Origin of the sequence: Micromonospora sp. CPCC 205539, from assembly GCF_036906815.1 — a bacterium.
Classification (GTDB): Bacteria; Actinomycetota; Actinomycetes; order Mycobacteriales; family Micromonosporaceae; genus Micromonospora.
This window is the reverse complement of sequence record NZ_JBAKHW010000022.1, coordinates 66,945-86,743: the sequence shown is the minus strand read 5'-3', so window position 1 is coordinate 86,743 and position 19,799 is coordinate 66,945. Positions and strand designations below refer to the sequence as shown.

The window sequence follows — 19,799 nt, the reverse complement described above, 5'->3', positions numbered from 1 at the left end:
GCGACGGCGGCGCAGGCCGCAGCGAGGGCACCGGGGCGACGCTGTCTCGTGTCATCCTGGCCGGATGCGAGTCGCCTCGATGCACACGTACCCGGTGAAGGGGTGTCGCAGGATGGACCGCGACTCGGCGCGGGTCGAGCCGTGGGGTCTGGACGGCGACCGGCGTTGGCTGGTCGTCGACGAGCACGGCATCGGCCTGACCCAACGCCAGCACCGGGGGCTGGTGACGATGCGGGCGCTGTCCCGGCCGGGCGGGCTGACCCTGGTCGCGCCGGGGCTGGCCCCGCTCGATGTGGCCGAGCCGACCGGCGGCGAGGCGATCGAGGTCCGGGTGTTCCGGGGGCGCCCGCCCGCACTGGTACGCCCCGCCGGCCCGGAGGCGGACGACTGGCTCAGACGGCTGTTGGGGCGCAGCGTCCGGCTGGTCTGGCTCGGTGACCCCACCGGCAACCGCGTGCCCTGGCCGGTGGCGGCCGGCTCCAGCGCCGAGCTGAGCTTCGCCGACGGCACCCCGCTGCTGTTGACCAACACCGCGTCGCTGGACGCGTTCAACGACTGGCTGCGGGAGTCGGGCAGCAGCGAGGGACCGCTGCCGATGACCCGGTTCCGGCCCAACCTGGTGGTGAGCGGTGCCGCGCCGTGGGCCGAGGGCGGGTGGGTCGGTCGGCGGATCAGGATCGGCGGAGCGTTGTTCCACGGCACCAACGAGTGCGGTCGCTGCGTGGTGGCCACCATCGACCAGGAGACCGGGGAGCGGGGGCGGGAACCGCTGTGGATGCTCGCCGCACGGCGGAACATCGACCAGAAGCTCCTCTTCGGTCTACAGATGACCGTGCAGGCGGATTCGGGCGGTCTGCCGGGCAGGACGGTCAGCGTCGGGGACACCGTCGAGGTGCTGGACTGATCGGGCCGGTCCTGCTGGGACGCGGTTGCCCCGCTGCGGGCGGTGCGGCAACATGAGGCGCCGTGACGGCACCAGGCACGGACCCCGAGACCGACATCCCAGCCGGCGACGGCGTTCCGCACCGGTCGAATCGGCGGCTCAGACACTGGTTGGCCGGTGCCGGTGTCACCGCCCTGGCCGCCGTTCTCGGCCTCACCCTGGCCGTCCGCTCCGGCGCCTCCCCGGCCTGTGCCGCGCCACCAACGGGTAACACCGTGCACAAGGGAGAGGCCAGTTACTACGACGCGGGGCGCTCGGGTGGCAACTGCTCCTTCCCGAGCCCTCCGGCGAACCGGCTCTACGCGGCACTCGGCCCCTCGGAGTACGCCAAGGCGGCGGCCTGCGGCGGATACCTGGACGTCAGCGGCCCGAAGGGCACCGTCCGGGTCGTGGTCATGGACCAGTGCGCCGGGTGCGCGCCCGGGCATATCGACCTCTCCGACGAGGCGTTCGCCCGGATCGCCGACCGGGCGAAGGGCATGGTGCCGGTGACGTACCGCGCGGTGGTGAGCCCGCCGCTCGACGGAGGGCTCACCTTCCGGATGAAGGAGGGCGCCTCGCAGTGGTGGCTCGCGGTGCAGGTGGGCAACCACGGCAACCCGCTCCGCTCGGTCGCGGTGAAGGGGCCGACCGGCGGCTTCCGCGCGGCGGCCCGCCAGGACTACAACTACTGGGTCATCGAGGGCGGGCTCGGCCCGGGACCGTACAGCGTCCGGGTCACCGACGTGTACGGGCGTCAGGCAACCGCGACCAACATCCGGATGGTCGCGAAGCAGCTCCAACGCAGCACAGTCTCCCTGGCCGACCCCGATGCCGCCGGTCTGCCCTCGGCCCCGCCGACCTCCACGGCGAGCCCCGCCCCGACCGCCACCACCGGGCCCTCGCCGACCCCGGGGGAGTCGATCGCGCCGGCGACCCTCGAAGCACTCGCCGGTGCCGCCCGGCTCGACGGCTCCCGCTGCTGACCGACACCGCGTCGTATGGAGGTGCTGGAGTGACGCGGACTCACGGCGTAAAGGGCAGGCAGGCGGGCCTGGCTGATTTGAGTGGGTGGCAACCCGCCGATCAGTGAGCTGCGTCCCTCTCCTTTGCGGGACGCGTCGGTGGGCCAACGGCGCCGCTATCGGTTCTTGGCTGCACCGATATCGATTCTAACTTGCGGAGACCGAGGCTCTCGTGGTGCTTGGCCGGGTCGGTGTCGTTAATGAGGCAGACGAGATGCTCAAAGAATGAGAGGTAGGTCGGGGACCTCAATTTCCGCTCAAGAATGATGTAGGGCTCGAGCGCTAGCCATGCGCGACGAGCACGGCTGGGCACCATCGCAGTAATCATCCTGGTCTCCACCCCGCCGAGTGCTGACAAGGCGCCGAGGCTGCTGAAGAATAGGCCGATGCGGGTGACGTGTCGACGATGCTTTGGCGGCAAGCCGCTGAGGCCATCTTCGGGAGGGCTGCTCGACAGTTCGTAGAGGACGAACTCTTCGCTCTCCAGAAAATCATTGCTGCGGCACTCTCGGGTGAGCAACTCGATGGTCACCATTGTGCTGTTGCTCTTCTGCATCGAGCGCAGCTGGCGCAGGCCGAAGAATGCGGACAGGGCGACGGCGGCGAGAGAAATTGTTATGGCGGCGATGTTCAAGGCAAGGCTCAATGCCAACCTCCGGCGTCGTTTTCGATCCGAATTTGATGATAACAGTGGCATTCAATGTCAATGGGAATGCGCGGTTCCGGCTGCGTGCATGTGGCCGGTCGATGGTGGGTCATGGCTGGCTGGGTGTGCGGGCCTAACCGGTGACGGCGGGGACGTTGCCGGATCGGCGGGTCGCCGCGGGGCGGTCGAGGTAGTCGCGGGCCGCCGTGATCGCCAGGCGGGCGTGCTCCTTCGCCCCCACCTGCGCCACCAGGGTCGCGCGCGGGATCTCCAGGGCGTACGGGAGCCCGGGCGGCAGGGCGTCGAGGATGCCGTGGACGTCGATGCCGCCCTCACCCGGAAAGAGACGCTCGAACCGGGCGGTGTGGATGAGGCCCTCGTTGGTCGTGGGCACCCCCGGTGGCGCGTCGCAGACATGGGCGAAGTGGAACCAGGCGGCGGGAAGTTGGCGCAGGTCCGCCACGCTCGACCCCGAACGCGCGAAGTGCAGCAGATCGATCAGGATGCCGGCGTTGGGCTGGCCCGCCGCCCGTAGGACCCGCACCGCCTCGCCGAGGTCGGGTGTCTCCGTCCAGGAGGGGAACTCCAGGTCCACGGTCAGGCCGAGCGGTCGGGCCAGCTCGCAGAGTTGCGCGTACCGGTCGATCTTCCGGGCGCGGTCGGGATCGGGTAGCTGCGCGATGACGTGTCGGGCACCCAGGTCGGCGCCGGCCTCCAGGAATCGGAGGAAGTCGCGCGGGTCCTCGTCGGGGCTGATCCGGGCCAGCTCGATGTCGAGCACCTCGACTCCGGTGGCGGCGAGTCGGACCTTGGTGGTGCGCATGAGGGCCGGGTCGGTGGCGAGCGGGTAGTGCGGTTCCTGCGGGGTGACCCGGGTCAAACGCAGACCGACGTACCGGTAGCCGGCGTCCGCCGCGGCGTCGACCAGCTCCGGTGGGGACAGGCTCAACGCCGTCAGGTGGGCCAGCGAGTAGTCGTGGCGTTCGTCGGGCGCGGGTGTGTCGCGCAGCGTGATCAGTCGACGCTCCCGATGGGCGGCCATGCGTACCGGGACGCTGGCCGGGGCGCCGTACCCGAGATAGCCCTCGACGCGCTGCACCACCTCGAAGAAGACCCGTGAGCCGAGAATCTCGGTGTAGAAGTGCAGGTATTCGCCATGCTCGTCGCGGTCGTAGAGGATCGAGTGCTCCCGCATGGCCGCGAGGAGTTCCGGTGGCGGATCGAGCCGGGCGTCGAGGTCGACGTAGTAGTTCTCCGGGATCCGCAGGATCGGTGCGCTCAGCGCGCGCATCGCCCGGGCGCTGGCGATCACGTCGTCGGAGCTGAACGCGACATGTTGCGGACTCGGCACGGCGGGTGCCCAGTCGCCGCGACGCAGCGGCGCCGTATTGAGGGTGATCCGGACCCGCTGTCGGTGATCGGTTGCGGCCCGGCTGCGGATCAGCCCGAACGGCGCGGCGATCTCGGTGGCCTCCCCGGCGTGCAGACCCAGCACCGTCCGGTAGAAGATCGCCGCTTCGTCGAAGTCGTCGACCGACTCGGTGAGCGAGACGTGGTCGGTGCCGGTCAGCAGGCCGTCGGTGCGGGGCGACGCGCCGGTCGGGGAGAAGTCCTCGAGCCAGCTGCCACTGGCCGCGCTCCGGACGAGGAACACGGCCGTACCGTCGGGGGCCGCGACGGAGGTGAGGTCCGCCTCCTCCGGCTCGCGTAGGCGCGGTAGCACCGGGGCGAGAAGTCGTTGCGCCCGCTGGGCCGACCCGGCCGGGTCGGCGCTCTCCAGGCCCAGGGCGCAGACCGCTGCCGTCACCGGCGGGACGGTGCGGTGCGGTGCGAAGTTCAGCAGGATCCGTGCTGTGCCCTGCTCCCACAGCTGCACCGGCTTGGAGTGGTGCTGGCCGGTGTGCACGAAGCCCAGCGCCGTCAGCGTACGGGCCACGACCGGGCCGGAGAGGTTGTCGACGGCGAGCTCGGTAAACACGTGTCCGCCGAGCGGGGGCGCCGGCGGCAGGCCGGTGATCCGGAGGCGCTCCCGAGCCGCTGGCGGGCCGGAGAGGCTGACCGTCTCCCGCAGGGCGACCAGCGCACGCATGCCGTCGATGGCGGCGTGCCGGGGGTCGGCCTGTCGGTAGACGTCGTTGAACACCTCGAGCGACAGGGGTCCGTCGTAGCCGGTGCTCAGGACGTGGCCGACGAAGCCGGCCAGGTCGAACGAGCCGAGCCCGGGGAACAGTCGATGATGCCAGCTCCACTCGACGACATCCATGCTGAGCCGTGGCGCGTCGGCCACCTGCACGTGGAACACCTTCGACCCCGGTATCACCCTGATCCCGGCCGGGTCGTCTCCGCGGGAGAGCACGTGGAAGCTGTCGAGGCACAGGCCGAGCGCAGGGTGACCGGCGCGCCGGACGATCCGCCAACTGTGCGCGTAGGTGTTGACGAACCGACCCCATGCCGGGGCCTCGTACGCGATGCGCAGGCCGCGCCGTTCGGCCCGGTCGGCCAGGACATGGAGCTGCTCGGCGGCGAGGTCGTCGTCGTCGACCGCGTCCGTCGATGTGGTCGAGCAGACCAGCAACGTGGTGGCACCGAGCTGCTCGACCACGTCGAACGTCCGTTCGGCGCGCCGTAGGTTGGCCGCGAACACGTCGGGCGGGACGGCCTCCACGTCCCGGAGCGGCTGGTAGAGGTCGATGGACAGGCCCCGGCGGGCGCATTCCTGCCGCACCCGGTCGGGCGACCACGACGATGCGATGAGATCGCTCTCGAAGATCTCGACTCCGTCGAAGCGGGCCGCTGCCGCAGCGGCCAGCTTGTCTTCGAGGGTGCCGGAGAGGCAGCCCGTGGAGATGGCCGCGCGCGTACGGTCACTGCGCATGGGCGTCCCGCCTCCCCTGTGGATGTACGAGGTCGTCGAAGTGCCGCAGCATCCGCCCGGTGTCCGGCTCGACGCCGGTGAACAGCTCGAACGCGTACGCGGCCTGGAAGACCGCCATCCGACCGCCGTCGAGCACCCGACACCCGCGCACCCGCGCGGTGTTCACCAGGTCCGTCGCCAGCGGCCGGTACACCACATCCGCCACCCACAGCTCGGGGCGGAGCAGCTCCGCGGCGACGGGCAGCCCGGGATGCCCCTCCATGCCGGTCGGTGTCGCGTGGACGAGTCCGTCCGCCTCGCGCAGCTCGTCGGCCAGGGCGCTGAGGGGCACGGCGACGGCCCGCCCGGGGCCGAACCGGTCGGTCGCGGAGCGGGCCAGGGTGCTGCTGCGCCCGGCGTCGGTGTCGAGGATGTGCACCGAACCCGCGCCCAGGTTGAGGAGCGCGTGCGCCACGGCGGCCCCGGCGCCACCGGCGCCGAGCAGCACCACGCGGTCCAGTGCCGCGTCGGGGAGGCCGGTGCGGAGGCTGCGAGCGAAGCCGGGCATGTCCGTGTTGTGCCCTTCGGCTCGCCCGTCGGTGAACACGACCGTGTTGACCGCGCCGAGGGCTGCGGCGTCGGGTGCGACCGCGTCGAGGTGCTGGAGCACGAGTTGTTTGACGGGGTGGGTGATGTTGACGCCGTCGAAGCCGGCGAGCCGGGTCGCGGTGAGGATCTCGCCGACCGCGTCCGGGGGTCGGCCCTGTTCGGCGAGGTCGAGCAGGCGATACCGGCACCGGAGCCCGAGCTGCTCCGCCTCCCGCTCGTGCAGGGCGGGGCTCAGTGAGGTCTGGATGCCCGCGCCGATCAGGCCCACGAGGAAGGGGCGGTCACCGTTGTGTGGGGCCATGGACCCCTCCCGATGGTCAGGGGTGAACGTACTAGATAGTTACTTATACGCGGTGCGGACGTTGGTGGGAAGGGGCAGAATTCGTGGCCTCGCTACAGTGGCCGTCGATGGAAGGGAGCGGTCAATTGGGCGCACAGGTCTCTGGTGCAGTCGCGGCCAGCCCTACCGGCCGCAACGCCGACCGCACCAGGTCGGAGATCCTCGCGGTCGCGAGCCACGAGTTCGCCGACAAGGGGTACGCGGGTGCCCGGGTGGACGAGATCGCCGCGAAGACCCGTACGACGAAACGGATGATCTACTACTACTTCGGCAGCAAGGAGCAGCTCTACGTCGCGGTCCTGGAGCACGCGTACACGGGCATCCGCGCGCTGGAGCAGCAGCTCGACGTCGAGCACCTCGACCCCGCCCAGGCCATCCGGCGGCTGGCAGCGGTGACGTTCGACCACCACGAGGCGCACCCGGACTTCATCCGCCTGGTCAGCATCGAGAACATCCACCGCGCGGAGCACCTCGCCCGCTCGGAGCTCCTGGCCGGCCTGGCCAATCCGGCACTGGACGTCCTGACCCGCATCCTCGACCGTGGTCGCGCCGAGGGTCGGTTCCGCGCGGACGTCGACCCCGTCGACGTCCACATCCTGATCAGCGGGTTCTGCGTCTTCCGGACCGCCAACCGGTACACCTTCAACGCCATCTTCCAGCGGGACATGCTCGACCCCGCACGTCGTACGCATTACCGCACGATGCTCGGCGACGTCGTCCTGCAGTACCTCACCGCGCGCTGAACGCAACGCCGGCCCGACGGGGCTTGAAATCCTATCTAAGTAGTAGGAAAATCGATTCGTGTCGGCCGTTCAGATCTTCACCTCCCGTCGTCGGTAGCCCGGCCGGACCCACCCTTCGGGAGGATCGCCATGACCTCGTCCACCGATGACCCGGTCGACGCCGACACCGACGCGCTGCGGACGTTGCTGCGCCACCAGGCCAGCACCGTCACGGTGGTCACCGCGCCGGGTTCTCCGGCCGTTGGCTTCACGGCCACGTCGTTCACCTCGGTGTCGCTGGTGCCGCCGATCGTCTCGTTCTGCCTGAACCTCGGCTCGTCGAGCTGGCCCACGGTCGGCCGGGCCCGGCATGTGGGGGTGCACCTGCTCGCCCACCACCAGCAGGAGTTGGCCCGCACCTTCGCCACCAGCGGCATCGACCGGTTCGCCGCACCGACCCGCTGGCGTACCGGCCCCGAGGGGGTGCCGATCCTCGACGACACCCTGGCTCTGCTGCTCTGCCGGATCGTCGACCGGGTGACCGTCGGCGACCACGTCGTGGTGCTGGCCGAGCCGGAGCTGCTCCGGCACGGCGACGTCGGCTCACCGCTGCTCTACCATCGGGGCCGCTATGCCGGCCTGGCCGGCGGCCCGGACGGGGCGGCCCGTCGCCCGGCCGCCTGACGACTCGGGCCACGGGGACAGCAATCGGGATTTGGCATGCGTGAGCTGTGGCCTACCACGCGCACGCCGACCGGGTCAGCCGACCGTGACCGGGTGCCGGACGATGCCGTCGAACAGGTAGCCGAGGGCGTTGGGGCGGGCCTGGTCCGGCTGCCGGGTGCCGGTGACGTCGGTGGCCCGGGCGCGCAGCGTCCACCGGCCGGGCCCCGGTGGGCGCCAGACGGTCGTCCAGCGCTGCCAGACCCCGCCCTCGTCGGCGGGGTCGAGGTCGGCGGGGTGCCAGGTCGTGCCGTCGTCGGTGCTGGTCTCGACCGCACGGATCGGGCCGTTGCCCGACCACGATCGGCCGCGCAGCAGCACCTCCGCACCGGCCGGGATGCGGGCGTCCCACGGCAGCTCGAAGGCGCTCTTGACCGTCGTGGTGGTCACGAACCTGCCGTCGACGGGATGACCGGGACCGAACATCCGGTAGAACTGGGTGTTCCACGGCGAGAAGAGGGCGGTGGCGGAGACCTCCACCGGGCCGACCCACTTGATCGAGGAGACGCCGATCCAGCCCGGCACCACGAGCCGCACCGGGAAGCCGTGGTCCGTCGGCAGCGGCCGGCCATTCATCTCGTACGCCAGCAGCACGTCGTCGAGGGCCTTGCCGATCGGCAGCGGGCGGCGGACCCGGCCGAGGTTCACACCGCCGGTGACGTAGTCCGGGTCCAGGCCCTCGGGCTGCACGTCGACGGCCGCGTCGGTCAGGCCGGCGTGCCGGAGCACGGTCGACAGGCGTACGCCCCGCCACCGTGCCACGCCCACCGCGCCGAGGCCCCACGGCACGCCCGGCGCGGGGTGAGCCTGCTGGGAGGCGAAGAAGCGACGGCCGTTGCCCGCGCACTCCAGCAGGGCGGTGGTCTCCTCGGCGGGCATCGCCCGCAGGTCACCGAGGTCGAACTCGACCGGGTCGGCGCGGGACGGTGCGCCCCGCAGGCCGGTGCCGAACAGGCGCAACCGCCACGTGTCGGCGGCTACCAGGGGGCTCTGGGTGTGGTTACGGACGAAGAACCGGTCGCGCGGAACCACGTACCCCTGCCCTGCCATCGCCTCCCAGCGCATCTCAGCGTTGCTGTCGCGGCGGGTGAGCAGGGCCGGTGGCAGCGGCTTGGCGATCGGTGTCGTGGCGGCGAGCGCCCCCATCGCGGTGCCCAGCTCGATGAGCTGCCCGCGGTCCACGCCTTCGGCTCGGGCGCGGCCCGTCAACCATTGCCGCGCGCGGCGGGTGTCATGCTCGGCTTCGTCCCACGAAAGGGATGGTGGCACGTGGAATCCCCCTCGGGCTCGACGGCTGGTATCCCTACCGACACAGTAGGAGTTGCCGTCGAGTCAGCCTAACGAACTGTCAGGTGGTGGTCACCCCGAGGCGGTCGAGCAGGTGGCGGCGCAGCGCGCCGAAGGCGGGATCATCCGGCGTACGGGTGGGCCCGAGGTCGACGGCGAGGTCCTCGGCGATGACGCCCTCGTCGAGGAGCAGGATCCGGTCCGCGAGCAGCAGAGCCTCCTCCACGTCGTGGGACGAGCAGGGCGGCGAAGCCGTGCTCGGCGCGCAGCCGACGCAGCAACCCCTGCATCCGTAGCCGGGTCAGCGCGTCCAACGCGCCGAAGGGCTCGTCGAGCAGCAGCAGGTCCGGTTCGCGGACCAGCGCCCGGGCGACAGCCACCCGCTGTGCCTGCCCGCCGGAGAGTTCGCCGGGCCACGCCCGGTGCCGGTCGGCCAGCGCGACCTCGGTGAGGGCTCGGTGGACCCGCGCGTCGACGCCCGGACCGGCCAGGCCGAGCCCGACGTTCTGCGCGACCCGTTTCCAGGGCAGCAGCCGGTGTTCCTGAAAGACCACCGCGGCGGTGCCGTGCAGGGTCGTCACGCCGGTCGCCTCGCCGTCCAGCCCGGCGAGGATCCGCAGCAGGGTGCTCTTGCCGGAGCCGCTGCCGCCGAGCAGTGCCACCACCTCGCCACGGGCGATGGTGAGGTCGACCCCGGCCAACACGACGGTCGGGCCGAAGGCCCGTCGCACGTCACGGGCGGTCAGCACCGGGGCGGTGCCGGTCAGGTCGCTCGCAGTCCGCGACGCCATGTCAACAACCTCCTCTCCGCGACGCGTAGCGCGAGGTCGGAGAGCAGCCCGAGCAGCGCGTAGATGAGCAGGCCGAGTACGACGACGTCGGTCTGGCTGAACTCGCGGGCCTCCATCATCAGGAAGCCCACCCCGGTCTGGGCGTTGACCTGCTCGCCGACGACCAGGCTGAGCCACGCCGCCCCGATCGCCAGGCGTAGCCCGAGAAAGAGCGCGGGCAGCGCGCCGGGCAGCACCACGTGCCGCAGCCGGGCCAGCTGCCCCAGACCGCAGGTGCGGGCCACCTCGACGAGGCGCTCGTCGATGTCCCGGATGCCGGCGTACGTGTTGAAGTAGATCGGGAAGAACGCCCCCAGGGCGACCAGGCTGATCTTGAGGGACTCGCCGATGCCGACCCAGATGATCAGCAGCGGCACCAGACCCAGGTGGGGCAGCATGCGGGCCATCTGCACCGGTGGGTCGACGAGGTCGTCGCCGAGCCGCAGCAGCCCGGCCACGGTGCCGAGGAGCAGGGCGAGGCCGCCACCGATGAGCAGGCCGGCGCCGGCGCGGGTGAGCGAGTCGAGCAGGTGGACGCCGAGGGTCCCGTCGCGGGTCAGACGCCAACCGGTTGCCAGCACGTCGCTCGGCGCGGGCAGCTTCTCCGGCGACAGCAGCCCGACCCGGGAGGCCAGCTCCCAGCCCAGCACCAACACGACCGGGCTGACCAGCCGTCGCCACCGTCGGGCCGGCCGCGTCGTATGCCGGGCGGTCACCGGCGCGCTCGCGGCGACGTCGGAGGGAGCCTCGACCAGGGTCGTACGGCTCACTGGAGGACCGCGCTGAACCGGTCGTCGATGCGGGACCTGATGTCGACCGGGCCGGGGATGAGTTCCAGCGTGACGAAGCTGTCCGTGATCGCCTGCAACTCGTCACCGATGGCCGGGGTGACCGGCGCGAGCGGCTTGGCACTGCGCGCCAGGGCGCGGCTGGTGACGTCCTCGGGGATCTTCAACTCCGGTGCGAGCGTGCTGGCGCGCTCCTCGGGGTTGGCGATGCCCCAGTCGGTCACGGTGCGGTACTGCTGGAGGAACGCACGGATGTCGTCCGTCCGGTTCTTGACCGCGCCCGGGGCGGCCAGGACGTACTCCCGGTTGCTGGCGAGGCCGGTGGCGTCGGCGAGGACCCGGACCCCGGGCTGCTCGGCCAGGGCAAAGTACGGGTCCCAGATCACCCAGGCGTCGACCTGGCCGTTGTCGAACGCGGGCCGCCCCTCGGCGGGCTTGAGGTATTTGACGTTGACATCCTTCAACGTCAGCTCGTTCGCCTCCAGCAGGCGCACCAGCAGCCAGTGCACGTTGGAGCCCTTGTTGAGGGCGATCGTCCTGCCCTTGAGGTCGGCGAAGCTGCGGTAGGGGCTGTCGGCCTTGACCAGCACGGCCTCACCCTGCGGGATCGGCACCGAGGTGCCGATGATGGAGAACGGGATCTTCGCCGCAGCCGCGAAGACCGGGGGCGCCTCGCCGACCTGGCCGATGTCGATGGAGCCGGCCTTGAGGGCCTCGGTCAACGCCGGGCCACTCTCGAACAGCGACCACTCCACACCCGGGGCGGCACCTCGGGCCTTGACCAGGCTCAACCCGCCGAAGCGCTGGTAGCCGATCCGCAGTGGACCCTTGCCGCCATCGCCTGCGGCGGACTCGTCGGCGCAGGCGGTGAGGCCGGTGACGGCGACGAGCGCCACGGCGGTGAGCACGGCGGTCACCAGTCGCCCTCGCCGTGCGGGACGCGTCTTCGGGGGAGTGGGCATGGCAGCTCCTCGGGGTGGACACGCGGATCGGATCGCATCGACGGCGGTCGGCGAGTGCGGGTTAACCTACCAAGCCGATAGGTTTTGTGGGTAGGCCGTCGGCGGGATCATCCCACCCCTCAGGAGGGCGTGGCGAGTTCCGTCGGGTCGGCCAAAGTCCGGCCGGCGGTATACCTCAGACCCATATCTATGACCCAGAGGTATACCGCTCAACGAGACACGTGCGGCCGGGCAGGCGCGCCTTCGAGGAGCACGGCCGGTTCACACCAATCGGAACGGCGGGCCGGTCAGCCGAGCTTGCGCGCCCGGCCCAGGTGCCCGGCCGCCCGATCGAGCTCCGCCAACCGGTCGTGTAGGGCGGCCTGCGCCAGCTGGACCTCGAGGTCGTCGGGGTCGAGCGTCGCCCACCGCCGGCAGCTCGCCAGCGCCTGCTTGAACAGCGTGCGGGCCAGTGCCGGGTCGTCGGTGTCGCGGACCCAGTCGCCCAGGATCTGGCAGGCCATGGCCAGGTCGCGGTGGAACCCGCTGTTGCGCGGGTTGCGGTGTACGAGGCCCTGCGCGACATCCTGCGACCGCTCGAGGTTGCCGCGCACCTCCTCGGGCCGGCCGTTCGCGACCGCGAAGTCGGCCATCCGGCGGAAGGCGGTGGCCAGGTCACGCTGGGCGTCGACGCTGTCCGGGTCGGTGTCGGCCAGGCGCTGGGCCAGGGCCAGCGCGCCCACGAAATGCTGTTTCGCGCACGTGACGTCGTCGACGCCGAGGTCCATGTCGCCGAGGCGCCAGTACGCGGCGAGCAGCTTGCGCTGGAAGGCGACAGTGTCCGGCGCCGCGGCGGCCAGCTTCTCCACGATCGCGGCGGCTTCGACGGTGAGCTGCTGGAACCGTTCCGCGTCGTCGTCGGCCTCGCCGACGATGTCCGCCAGGGCGCTCACGGTGTCGAAGAGGTTGTCCTGCAGATCCGGGTCCTCCGGGGCAGACTCGACCAGGTCGCGCCAGATCCCCAGAGCGTCTTCGAGCAGTTGCCGAGCCGCTGCCGCGTCGTCGGTGCGGAACACGGCGGCGAGCGTGCCCAGACTGACACCCAGGTCGCGGCGGAGGATCGGGTGCTCGGGATTCGCCTCCACCAGCTGCTGGTGGATACCCAGCGACTCCTGCGCCGCCGTACGGGCCTGGTCGAGGTCCGCCATGTCGAGGGCCACCTGCGCGACCTTCTGGTAGCTCAGGCCCACGTTGCGCTGGTACTGCAGGTCGTCCGGATCCGACCGGCCCAGTCGCAGGTCGATGGCGAGCGCCTGCTCGTAGTGGCGACGCGCCTCGTCGAGCTGGCCGAGTCGGCGTGTCAGCCGACCCTGGCTGTCCAGCGCTGCGCTGAGGTCGAGCTGCGCCTGCGGGTCGCGTCCGGCCACGCTGGACAGCAGGTCGAGCACGTCCTGCCCCTTGGCCGCGGCGGCGGCGGTGCTGCCGATGGCCTCCAACGCGTCCCGCTCGCGACCGGTGAGGTCGAGGTACGCGGGATGCGCGACGGGGAAGTCCAGGGTCACCTCGCCGAGGAACGCCGCGACGGTCAGCTCACCGGCGAGACTCGGCAGCAGCGTCTGCGCGAACGTGGCCAGCTCGTCGAACCGGCCGGCGACCCGGAGGTGGTAGACACCCTCGGTGAGGGTCTCGAAGCCGGCGCGTTCGGCCTCGACCAGGTGCTGGCACAGCAGCGCGGCCCGCTCGTGCCGCTCGATGCGTGACTCGCCCTGCAAGGGCGTTAGGGCCTCCCGCAGCCAGGGTTCCACGAGCAGCCCCTCGCCGCTTCCAACGACCAGGGTGAGGCCCTGCAGCCGGAAGAGGCACGCGTCCATCGCGGCCACCTCGTCCGCGGTGGGCTCCCGTACGTGGACGGCGAACGCGAGGTCCTCCCCGGACAGCGGCACCCGCAGCACCGCTGCCTGCAACAACGCCTCGTGTTCGGCCGGGCTCAGCAGCTCGAGCAGTTCACCGAGCAGCATGTCCCGGGTGCCGAGGACGATCGCCGTGCGGGCCGCCTCGGCCGCATCGGAGGTGCCCGCTCCGGGCCGGATGAGATCGACCTGCTCCTGCTCCTGCTCCTGCTCGGCGAGCCGGTGCAGGCGCTCTGTCACCTCGGGCAACCGTGCCTGACCATCCCTGCCCTTAAGCAGTGCGTCGGCGAACTCCACCAGGCGGGGATGGCCACCGACGGCGCGTACCACCGACTCGCGATCGTCGGACGCGAGCTCCCGCAGACCCGGCAGGCGCAGCAGCATCCGGCGCAGCTCCGCGTCGCTCAGCGGCGGCACCTCGACCCGTGCCAGCGGCACGTCACCCGGCACGGGGTAGCGGCTGGTCAGCAGGATCTTGCCACGCTCGGCCGCCCGACACAGGTCGGCGAAGACCGCCGCGAAGACCGGGTCCAGGAAGTCGTCGCCGCCCAGCGTGAGGTTCTGCTCGAAGTCGTCGAAGACGAGCAGCAGACGTTCCGTCCGCAGGGCCTCGGTGATCGCCGCCAAGGCGGCCGTCTCGTCATCGAGGTCGCGGATGGCCGCCCCGGCCGGGGTGGCGGCGACGGCCGCGATCAGCTCCGGCGGGTTCCAACTGCCGCCCTGCACGACGATGGACCACGGATCGTCGAGGTCGTCCCGCAGGCGGTTGACCGTCCGGCCGGCGAGCGCCGTCTTGCCGATCCCGGCGGCTCCGGTCAACATGACCCCGTTGACCAGCGCGGGTTGCCCGCCGGACGCGATGTCGTCGCGTAGGAGCTGCGTCACGATCCGCAGTTCCGCTCGCCGGCCGACCAGCTCACCCAGGAGCAGTTCCCGTACCCCGACGCCGGTTGGCAACTCGGTCGGGTTGGACAGCGGCACGGACCGCGCCGTGCGGTCCAGCAACGGGCCGTCCGAGGCGGCGAACAGGGTCGGCACCCCGTACTCGGGCCGGCTGGGCGTCTCCGCGCGCACCGCCTCGTCGAACAGCTCCGCCCGGGCCTTGGCCAGTGCCGTGGCCACCGAGGTGTTCTCCTCGGCGAGCGTCCGGTAGACGCTGGTGAGCAGTCGGGTCGCGTAGGTGTCGGTCACCGTGGTCTGCATCGCGATGACCCGGTCCGCGCCGTGTCGCAGCAGGGTCGTCGCGAGCCCGGTGTCGGCGTCGGCCGCGCCGCCACAGCTGGACAGCACGATCAACGGAAGGGGACGGCCGCCGCGGCGCAGGACGCGGACCAGGTCCTCGGCCCGGACGTCGACCGCGTTGCCCTCCCGGTCCTCCAGCTCGACCCCGTACGGGGAGCCGTGCGCGGACAGGTGCAACACCTGGTACGCGTCGCGCCGCAGCGCCTCGGCGATCTCCTCCGGCCCGGCCACCTCGAGGATCGTGACCTCGACCCGGCCGAGCTCACCGATCACGCTGACGATGGCCTGCATCTCGGCCTCGACGTCCAGCGCGGGGTTCTCGGTCTGGGTGGGCGCGCCCACCGCGACGAGGATCTTCAGCGGACCGGGGGTGGGCGGGTTGGCCGGCGCGGGGACACCCGTGACCGACCGGGTGAAGCGCACCCCGCTGGCCGTGGCCAGCACCCGCTGGTCGGTGAGCCGGATCATCTCGAACGGGAGCTCGTGGGCCGGACCGTCGCCGCTGATCGCGACATCGACCACCGTGCCCTCGTCGGCCGTCGTGACGAGCGTGGTGAGCTGGTCGAGGGAGTCGGCGTCGAACAGTGCCGCCGAGAGCCGCTGCCCCAACCGCGCCAACCGCGCCTCGGCGTCCGGCAGGTCCAACAGCGTCCAGACCTCGTCGCGGCCGAACGGCAGCGGCTCGTTCCGTACGCAGAGGACGGTGCCGGCGAGCGTGGCGGTGCTGCGCAGGCGGCCATCCTCGACACTTACCGACACGCTCAGCTCGTGGCGCGGCGCGGCACCCATCGTCCCGCACCGCTGGCGCAGTTTCTCGACCAGGTCGGCGGCCCCACGTTCGTTCATCGCGCGTACGTGGTGCAGTGGGCCGGCGTGCCCGGGCAGGAAGGCCGGCAGGTCGGCCTCGGTGGCGCCGGGCAGCAGCACCGGCAGCACGGCCGCGCCGGACTTCTCGTCACCGTCGACGATGTCCCTGATCGCGTGGGCGGCCTGCCACAGGTCCGGATCGAATCCGCCCGGGTCGTCGGCCGCGGCGACCTCGCGGTAGAGCGGCGATCCGATGAGCACGACGGCCCCGGCCGAGGCCAGCTCGGCGGGTGCGAGTTCCGCGGACGCGGAGAGCAGCTGAGCGTCCAGACCCCGGGCCCGGAGCAGGATCCAGAGATCCCGAACGGCGTCGACGTGCACCGCGTCATCAGGTGCGTAGGAGATGAGAATCCGATCGATTCCGCCTGTCATGCGCCACAGCATGCCAGGCGGAATAGACGGCCCATGGTGGGCTGGTGACCGCGTGCCATGCCCCGGAATTCCGTTGAGGCACAAGGGGATCGGCACGTAGGATCTTGGCCGCGGTGGGCGGCTCCCCGCGGTGCTTCCTTCTCAACTCCTGGAAATCTAGCGTCGCGACCCTCCGCCCACCGCTTCGTTCTGGGGAGGTCGCGAGCATGGATCCGCTGGCCGTGGTGCTGCTGCGGCGTACCAGTCGGGTCGCCGTGGTGGGCACGGGCGCCGCACCCGCCGACGGCGCCGCTTGGGTCGCCGCGCTGGAGGCCGACCTTGCCGAGCGCGGCTGGCTGCTGCGCGACGACCTGCGCACCGCGGCGGCCGGGCTACCGCCAGCGGTACGGGTCCGGTGGGCCGACTGGCTGCTGGCGAGCGTCGACGAGTTGGTCGGCGCCGATCGGCGGATGATTCCGCTCTACCGCTCGTTCCCCGACACTCCGCGCGACGTCGAAGCGGTCTACGTGCGGCGGCTGCTCACCCACCTGTTCGCCGTGCCGGGGGCGCCCTGCGTGCTGTGCGGCCGCGAGGACGGCGGCGCACCGCTCGACCCCTGCGGCCACCTCGTCTGTCCGTCCTGTTTCCCGCCGGAGCAGGTCAGCGCGTGCCCCATCTGCGGCCGCCGCCTCGCGGCGGACAACACCTACCTCGCCATCGTCGAACCCCCCGCTCCGAGACGGCTGGGGCGGTGGCGCACCATCGCGCCGATCGAGACGACGCCGACGCTGCCGATGCGTCTCGCCGGGCTCGAGGCCGACCCGGTCGGCGCCGCGGTCCGGCTCCGGGATCAGCTCGTCGCCCGCGCCGCCGCGCTGAGCGAGGCCGACCGGGCCGACCTGGAGGTGGTGGTCACGGCCACCGCGCCGGGCCGCCTCGACTGGCTGCCCGAGGTGGTGCCCGCGCGGGAGACCCTCGCGGTGGTCATCGCCGGGGCGCTGCACGCCACGGCGCTCACCCCCGGCTACCGCGACCTCGTCGCGGCGGCCCGAGCGCGGTGGTCGACCACGACGGACGTGGCGCGGACGCTGTGGGCGTACTCCGGTGGGGATCCGGGATTGATCCTGCCTCGGCAGGTCGACGAGTCGCACGCTCCGGGTGCGAGCTGGCGACCGAGCCATCATCCCGTCGTGACCGTGCCGGTCAGCCGGGTGCGGGCCCTGCCCAGGCCGCTGCGGCGCGCGGCTCTCGCGCACTTCGACGCCTGCGGCGCCGCGATCGCTGCGGAGGACCTGCACCGGCACCCGACCATCTGGAAGCGCCTCGGCGAACGGCTGCACCCGTACGAGAAGGTCGCCGCGCACCCGGCGGCGGCCGTCGCCTTCGCCGCGCTGCGGGGCACCCGCACGGCCCGCGCCAGTGCCCTCGGCGCGGCCATCGAGGCGGCCTGCGCCCGGGAGCCTCGCCACCTCGTCCTGACCGTGCACTCCGACGACACGGTCACGGTCCGCCTGCGGTCCCACGCGTCGCTGGTGGAGGCGGCCCTGGCCGCCGGTGACGTGGCCGGGGCCGTTCGCCTGCTCACCGAACGCCCGGGTGAGCTGTGGCGTCGGCTCGACCACCTGCTGCGGGCCGCTGGCGACGACCCGGCCGCACACGCGGCGATCGAGACGGCCCTGCGCCGGACCGCGGCCCGGGTGGCGCCCGGTGTGCTCGCCGCGGCGGCGGCCCAGTTGGCCGGCCGCGCCGACACGGTACGGGCGACGGCCGCCCAACTGGCGGCGACCGCACGGGCGCGGGCGGCGGCGCAGGCCCGCAAGTCCGAGCAGGACATCGGCGCGACGGCGCTCGCCAGCAGCCTGGGCGCGGCACTCCGTGTCGCCGCGCAGCGCCTACGCGGTGACACCTCGGTCGTCCCGCCGGAGGCGCCCGCACCGACCGACGACGTGCCGACCGACGACGTGCCGACCGACGACGTGCCGACCGTCGCGACGGCGTCGCCGGACGGGATCGTGGGTGGCCGGCCCGGGCCGGGCATGCCCCGGCGGGTCTTCTTCCCCGGTGGCAGTGTCGTGACCACCTGGACCGAGCCCGAGCGGCGTCCGCCGCTGCCCGCCACGGCGATCGCCACGGCACGCGAGGTGGTCGACGGCGAGCTGACCACCCGGGCCGCACGGCTCGACCGGTTCGATGTGGCGGTGCTCGACGCGGCTCTCGGCGAGGTGCCGGCGCCGATGCGGGAGCGGGCCGCCTCCGCCCAGTTGGCCGGTTGGCCCCGAGGCAGTGCGCGGGTGCTGCCCGACGTCGAGGTGCTGCGGCTCTTCCTGCACTGGGAGGAACCCCGCGGCACGGACGTCGACCTCGACCTCTCCTGCGTGTTCTTCGACCGGGACTGGCAGCGCGTCGGGCACTGCGACTACACCCACCTGCGCTTCGCTGAGGACGGCGCGGTCCACTCCGGCGACCTCACCTCGGCCCCGGCCCCGCTCGGGGCCACCGAGTTCCTGGATCTCCGACTGGCCGGTCTCGCCGAGCACGGCGTCCACTACGTCGTGCCGAGCGTGCTCAGCTACAACGCCGTGCCGTTCGAGGCCCTCACCGAGGCGATCGCCGGGCTCATGCTGCCCCTCGGTGACGGGGAGCAGTTCGACGGGGCCCGGGTCGCGCAGCGGTTCGACCTGCGGGGTAACGCCCGCATGCTGATGCCGATGGTCCTGGACCTGCCCTCCCGGCGGCTGCTCTGGACCGACCTGACCCTGACCGGCCGCGGGTACGGCCACAGCGTCGCCCGGCACGGTGACCAGCTCGCCCGGGCCGCCGCCGACCAGTGGGAGCACTTCCTCGGTGGTCACCGCGCCACGGTCCTCGACCTGCTGGCGTGGCACGCGGCCGGGCGCGCCGACCGGATCCTCGTCGGTCACCCGGACCGCACGTACACCGAGGTGCCGGCCGACGTGGCCGCCGTGCGCGCGGCGGCGTCGGCCGGCACCGGCGAGATCCGCGAACTGCCCGACCTCACCGACCGTACGGTGCTGGTCGGCGCCGTCGATCGCGAGGCGCTCGACCGGCTGGTCCCCTCCGTCGGTTCGAGCGTCCCGGTCGGGCCGGGTTCGACCGTGGTCACGGTGACCGGCACGCCCGACGACCGGTGGACCGTGTTACGCGCCGGTGACCTGCTGGCCGAGCTGGACGCCGCCGGCCGCACGGGGTCAGCCGAGCAGGCGATGGATGTGCTGGGCGAGTGGCGCTGAGGTGGCCGTCGCCCAGGCGGCGAACAGGTTGCGGAAGTACTCCCCGTGCTTGTCCGCGAGGGTGTGGTCCTGTTCGATCACGTCCAGCTCGTTGGCAATGCTCAGCTCGATGAAGGGAGTCAGCTGCGCGGGGTCGAGTCGGACGACCTGGCCGGTGAAGCGGTCGGCGACCTCGCGGGTCGTCGCGAGCCGCTGCCAGCTCCGGCCACGGTCGCAGGCGCCGTACAGGTAGACCAGCGCCTCGGCGTCGGCACCGATGAGCTCCCGCAGCGTGGACCGGTCCTTCCAGTCGAGCAGGGCCAGGTCGAAGCCGTCGGTGCCGTACGCGGCGTGGGCCAGGCCAGCCGACTGCACATCGGCGTCGTGCCCCAGCTCGGCGAGGCGGGCCTGCACCCGGCAGAGGTGGGCGAACAGGGTCCCGCCCGGGTGCTCGATCGTCTCGGCACCGCGGTCCCGCAACCACGCCCGTACGTCGACCTCATTACCCACGC

Annotated in this window: 13 protein-coding genes and 1 pseudogene; 5 read left to right on the top strand and 9 right to left on the bottom strand. The window is 72.1% G+C overall.

Annotated elements, in window-relative coordinates:
• The first annotated feature begins 64 nt into the window (after positions 1–64).
• Positions 65–904 (top strand): MOSC domain-containing protein, encoded by an 840-nt coding sequence (locus V6V47_RS20505; protein WP_334629918.1) that lies wholly within the window; start codon positions 65–67, stop codon positions 902–904.
• 62 nt (positions 905–966) lie between these two features.
• Positions 967–1,908 carry an expansin EXLX1 family cellulose-binding protein gene (locus tag V6V47_RS20500; protein ID WP_334629917.1) on the top strand — a complete coding sequence of 314 codons (942 nt, stop codon included), beginning with the start codon at positions 967–969 and terminating at the stop codon, positions 1,906–1,908.
• Positions 1,909–2,008: 100 nt separating this feature from the next.
• Here V6V47_RS20500 and V6V47_RS20495 read toward each other — a convergent pair whose 3' ends face one another.
• From V6V47_RS20495 to V6V47_RS20485, 3 genes are all read right to left on the bottom strand, one after another.
• On the bottom strand, positions 2,009–2,593 hold the full coding sequence (locus tag V6V47_RS20495; protein ID WP_334629916.1) for a DUF4760 domain-containing protein: 585 nt from the start codon (positions 2,591–2,593) through the stop codon (positions 2,009–2,011).
• Positions 2,594–2,726: 133 nt separating this feature from the next.
• Positions 2,727–5,468 (bottom strand): TIM barrel protein, encoded by a 2,742-nt coding sequence (locus tag V6V47_RS20490; RefSeq protein ID WP_334629915.1) that lies wholly within the window; start codon positions 5,466–5,468, stop codon positions 2,727–2,729.
• Positions 5,458–6,357: a shikimate dehydrogenase gene (locus V6V47_RS20485; protein WP_334629914.1), complete on the bottom strand. Its 900-nt coding sequence runs from the start codon at positions 6,355–6,357 to the stop codon at positions 5,458–5,460. The genes V6V47_RS20490 and V6V47_RS20485 overlap by 11 nt, the downstream gene beginning before the upstream one ends.
• Positions 6,358–6,464: 107 nt before the next feature.
• On the opposite strand from V6V47_RS20485, the gene V6V47_RS20480 reads away from it, so the two are divergent.
• Together V6V47_RS20480 and V6V47_RS20475 are read left to right on the top strand one after the other, a co-directional pair.
• Positions 6,465–7,139 (top strand): TetR/AcrR family transcriptional regulator, encoded by a 675-nt coding sequence (locus V6V47_RS20480; RefSeq protein WP_334629913.1) that lies wholly within the window; start codon positions 6,465–6,467, stop codon positions 7,137–7,139.
• Between the two features lie 129 nt (positions 7,140–7,268).
• Positions 7,269–7,802, top strand: coding sequence for a flavin reductase family protein (locus V6V47_RS20475; RefSeq protein ID WP_334629912.1), 534 nt, complete (start codon positions 7,269–7,271; stop codon positions 7,800–7,802).
• A gap of 75 nt (positions 7,803–7,877) precedes the next feature.
• Here the strand turns inward: V6V47_RS20475 and V6V47_RS20470 are convergent, their stop codons facing one another.
• The 5 genes and pseudogenes from V6V47_RS20470 to V6V47_RS20450 form a co-directional block, all read right to left on the bottom strand.
• Positions 7,878–9,023, bottom strand: a complete 1,146-nt coding sequence (locus tag V6V47_RS20470) for a sulfite oxidase (protein ID WP_334629911.1) — start codon at positions 9,021–9,023, stop codon at positions 7,878–7,880.
• A gap of 166 nt (positions 9,024–9,189) precedes the next feature.
• Positions 9,190–9,919 (bottom strand): annotated as a pseudogene (locus V6V47_RS20465) (ABC transporter ATP-binding protein).
• Positions 9,892–10,728 carry an ABC transporter permease gene (locus V6V47_RS20460; protein WP_334629910.1) on the bottom strand — a complete coding sequence of 279 codons (837 nt, stop codon included), beginning with the start codon at positions 10,726–10,728 and terminating at the stop codon, positions 9,892–9,894. Before V6V47_RS20460 ends, V6V47_RS20465 begins: the two are co-directional and overlap by 28 nt.
• A complete protein-coding gene (locus tag V6V47_RS20455; RefSeq protein ID WP_334629908.1) occupies positions 10,725–11,708 on the bottom strand; it encodes an aliphatic sulfonate ABC transporter substrate-binding protein in 984 nt (327 codons plus the stop codon). The genes V6V47_RS20460 and V6V47_RS20455 overlap by 4 nt, the downstream gene beginning before the upstream one ends.
• 287 nt (positions 11,709–11,995) lie before the next feature.
• Positions 11,996–16,078 (bottom strand): CHAT domain-containing protein, encoded by a 4,083-nt coding sequence (locus V6V47_RS20450; RefSeq protein WP_334629906.1) that lies wholly within the window; start codon positions 16,076–16,078, stop codon positions 11,996–11,998.
• A gap of 206 nt (positions 16,079–16,284) precedes the next feature.
• On the opposite strand from V6V47_RS20450, the gene V6V47_RS20445 reads away from it, so the two are divergent.
• Positions 16,285–19,308, top strand: a complete 3,024-nt coding sequence (locus V6V47_RS20445; RefSeq protein WP_334629905.1) for an MXAN_6230/SCO0854 family RING domain-containing protein — start codon at positions 16,285–16,287, stop codon at positions 19,306–19,308.
• Here the strand turns inward: V6V47_RS20445 and V6V47_RS20440 are convergent.
• Positions 19,267–19,797 (bottom strand): DUF6817 domain-containing protein, encoded by a 531-nt coding sequence (locus V6V47_RS20440; protein ID WP_334629904.1) that lies wholly within the window; start codon positions 19,795–19,797, stop codon positions 19,267–19,269. The genes V6V47_RS20445 and V6V47_RS20440 overlap by 42 nt on opposite strands.
• Positions 19,798–19,799: the final 2 nt, after the last annotated feature.

What these genes read in the sequence shown, in the direction of transcription:
- V6V47_RS20505 (WP_334629918.1), top strand. Translation starts at nt 65, where the DNA reads ATGCGAGTCGCCTCGATGCACACGTACCCGGTGAAGGGGTGTCGCAGG.
- V6V47_RS20490 (WP_334629915.1), bottom strand. Translation starts at nt 5,468, where the DNA reads ATGCGCAGTGACCGTACGCGCGCGGCCATCTCCACGGGCTGCCTCTCC.
- V6V47_RS20485 (WP_334629914.1), bottom strand. Translation starts at nt 6,357, where the DNA reads ATGGCCCCACACAACGGTGACCGCCCCTTCCTCGTGGGCCTGATCGGC.
- V6V47_RS20480 (WP_334629913.1), top strand. Translation starts at nt 6,465, where the DNA reads ATGGAAGGGAGCGGTCAATTGGGCGCACAGGTCTCTGGTGCAGTCGCG.
- V6V47_RS20475 (WP_334629912.1), top strand. Translation starts at nt 7,269, where the DNA reads ATGACCTCGTCCACCGATGACCCGGTCGACGCCGACACCGACGCGCTG.
- V6V47_RS20455 (WP_334629908.1), bottom strand. Translation starts at nt 11,708, where the DNA reads ATGCCCACTCCCCCGAAGACGCGTCCCGCACGGCGAGGGCGACTGGTG.
- V6V47_RS20450 (WP_334629906.1), bottom strand. Translation starts at nt 16,078, where the DNA reads ATGACAGGCGGAATCGATCGGATTCTCATCTCCTACGCACCTGATGAC.
- V6V47_RS20445 (WP_334629905.1), top strand. Translation starts at nt 16,285, where the DNA reads ATGGATCCGCTGGCCGTGGTGCTGCTGCGGCGTACCAGTCGGGTCGCC.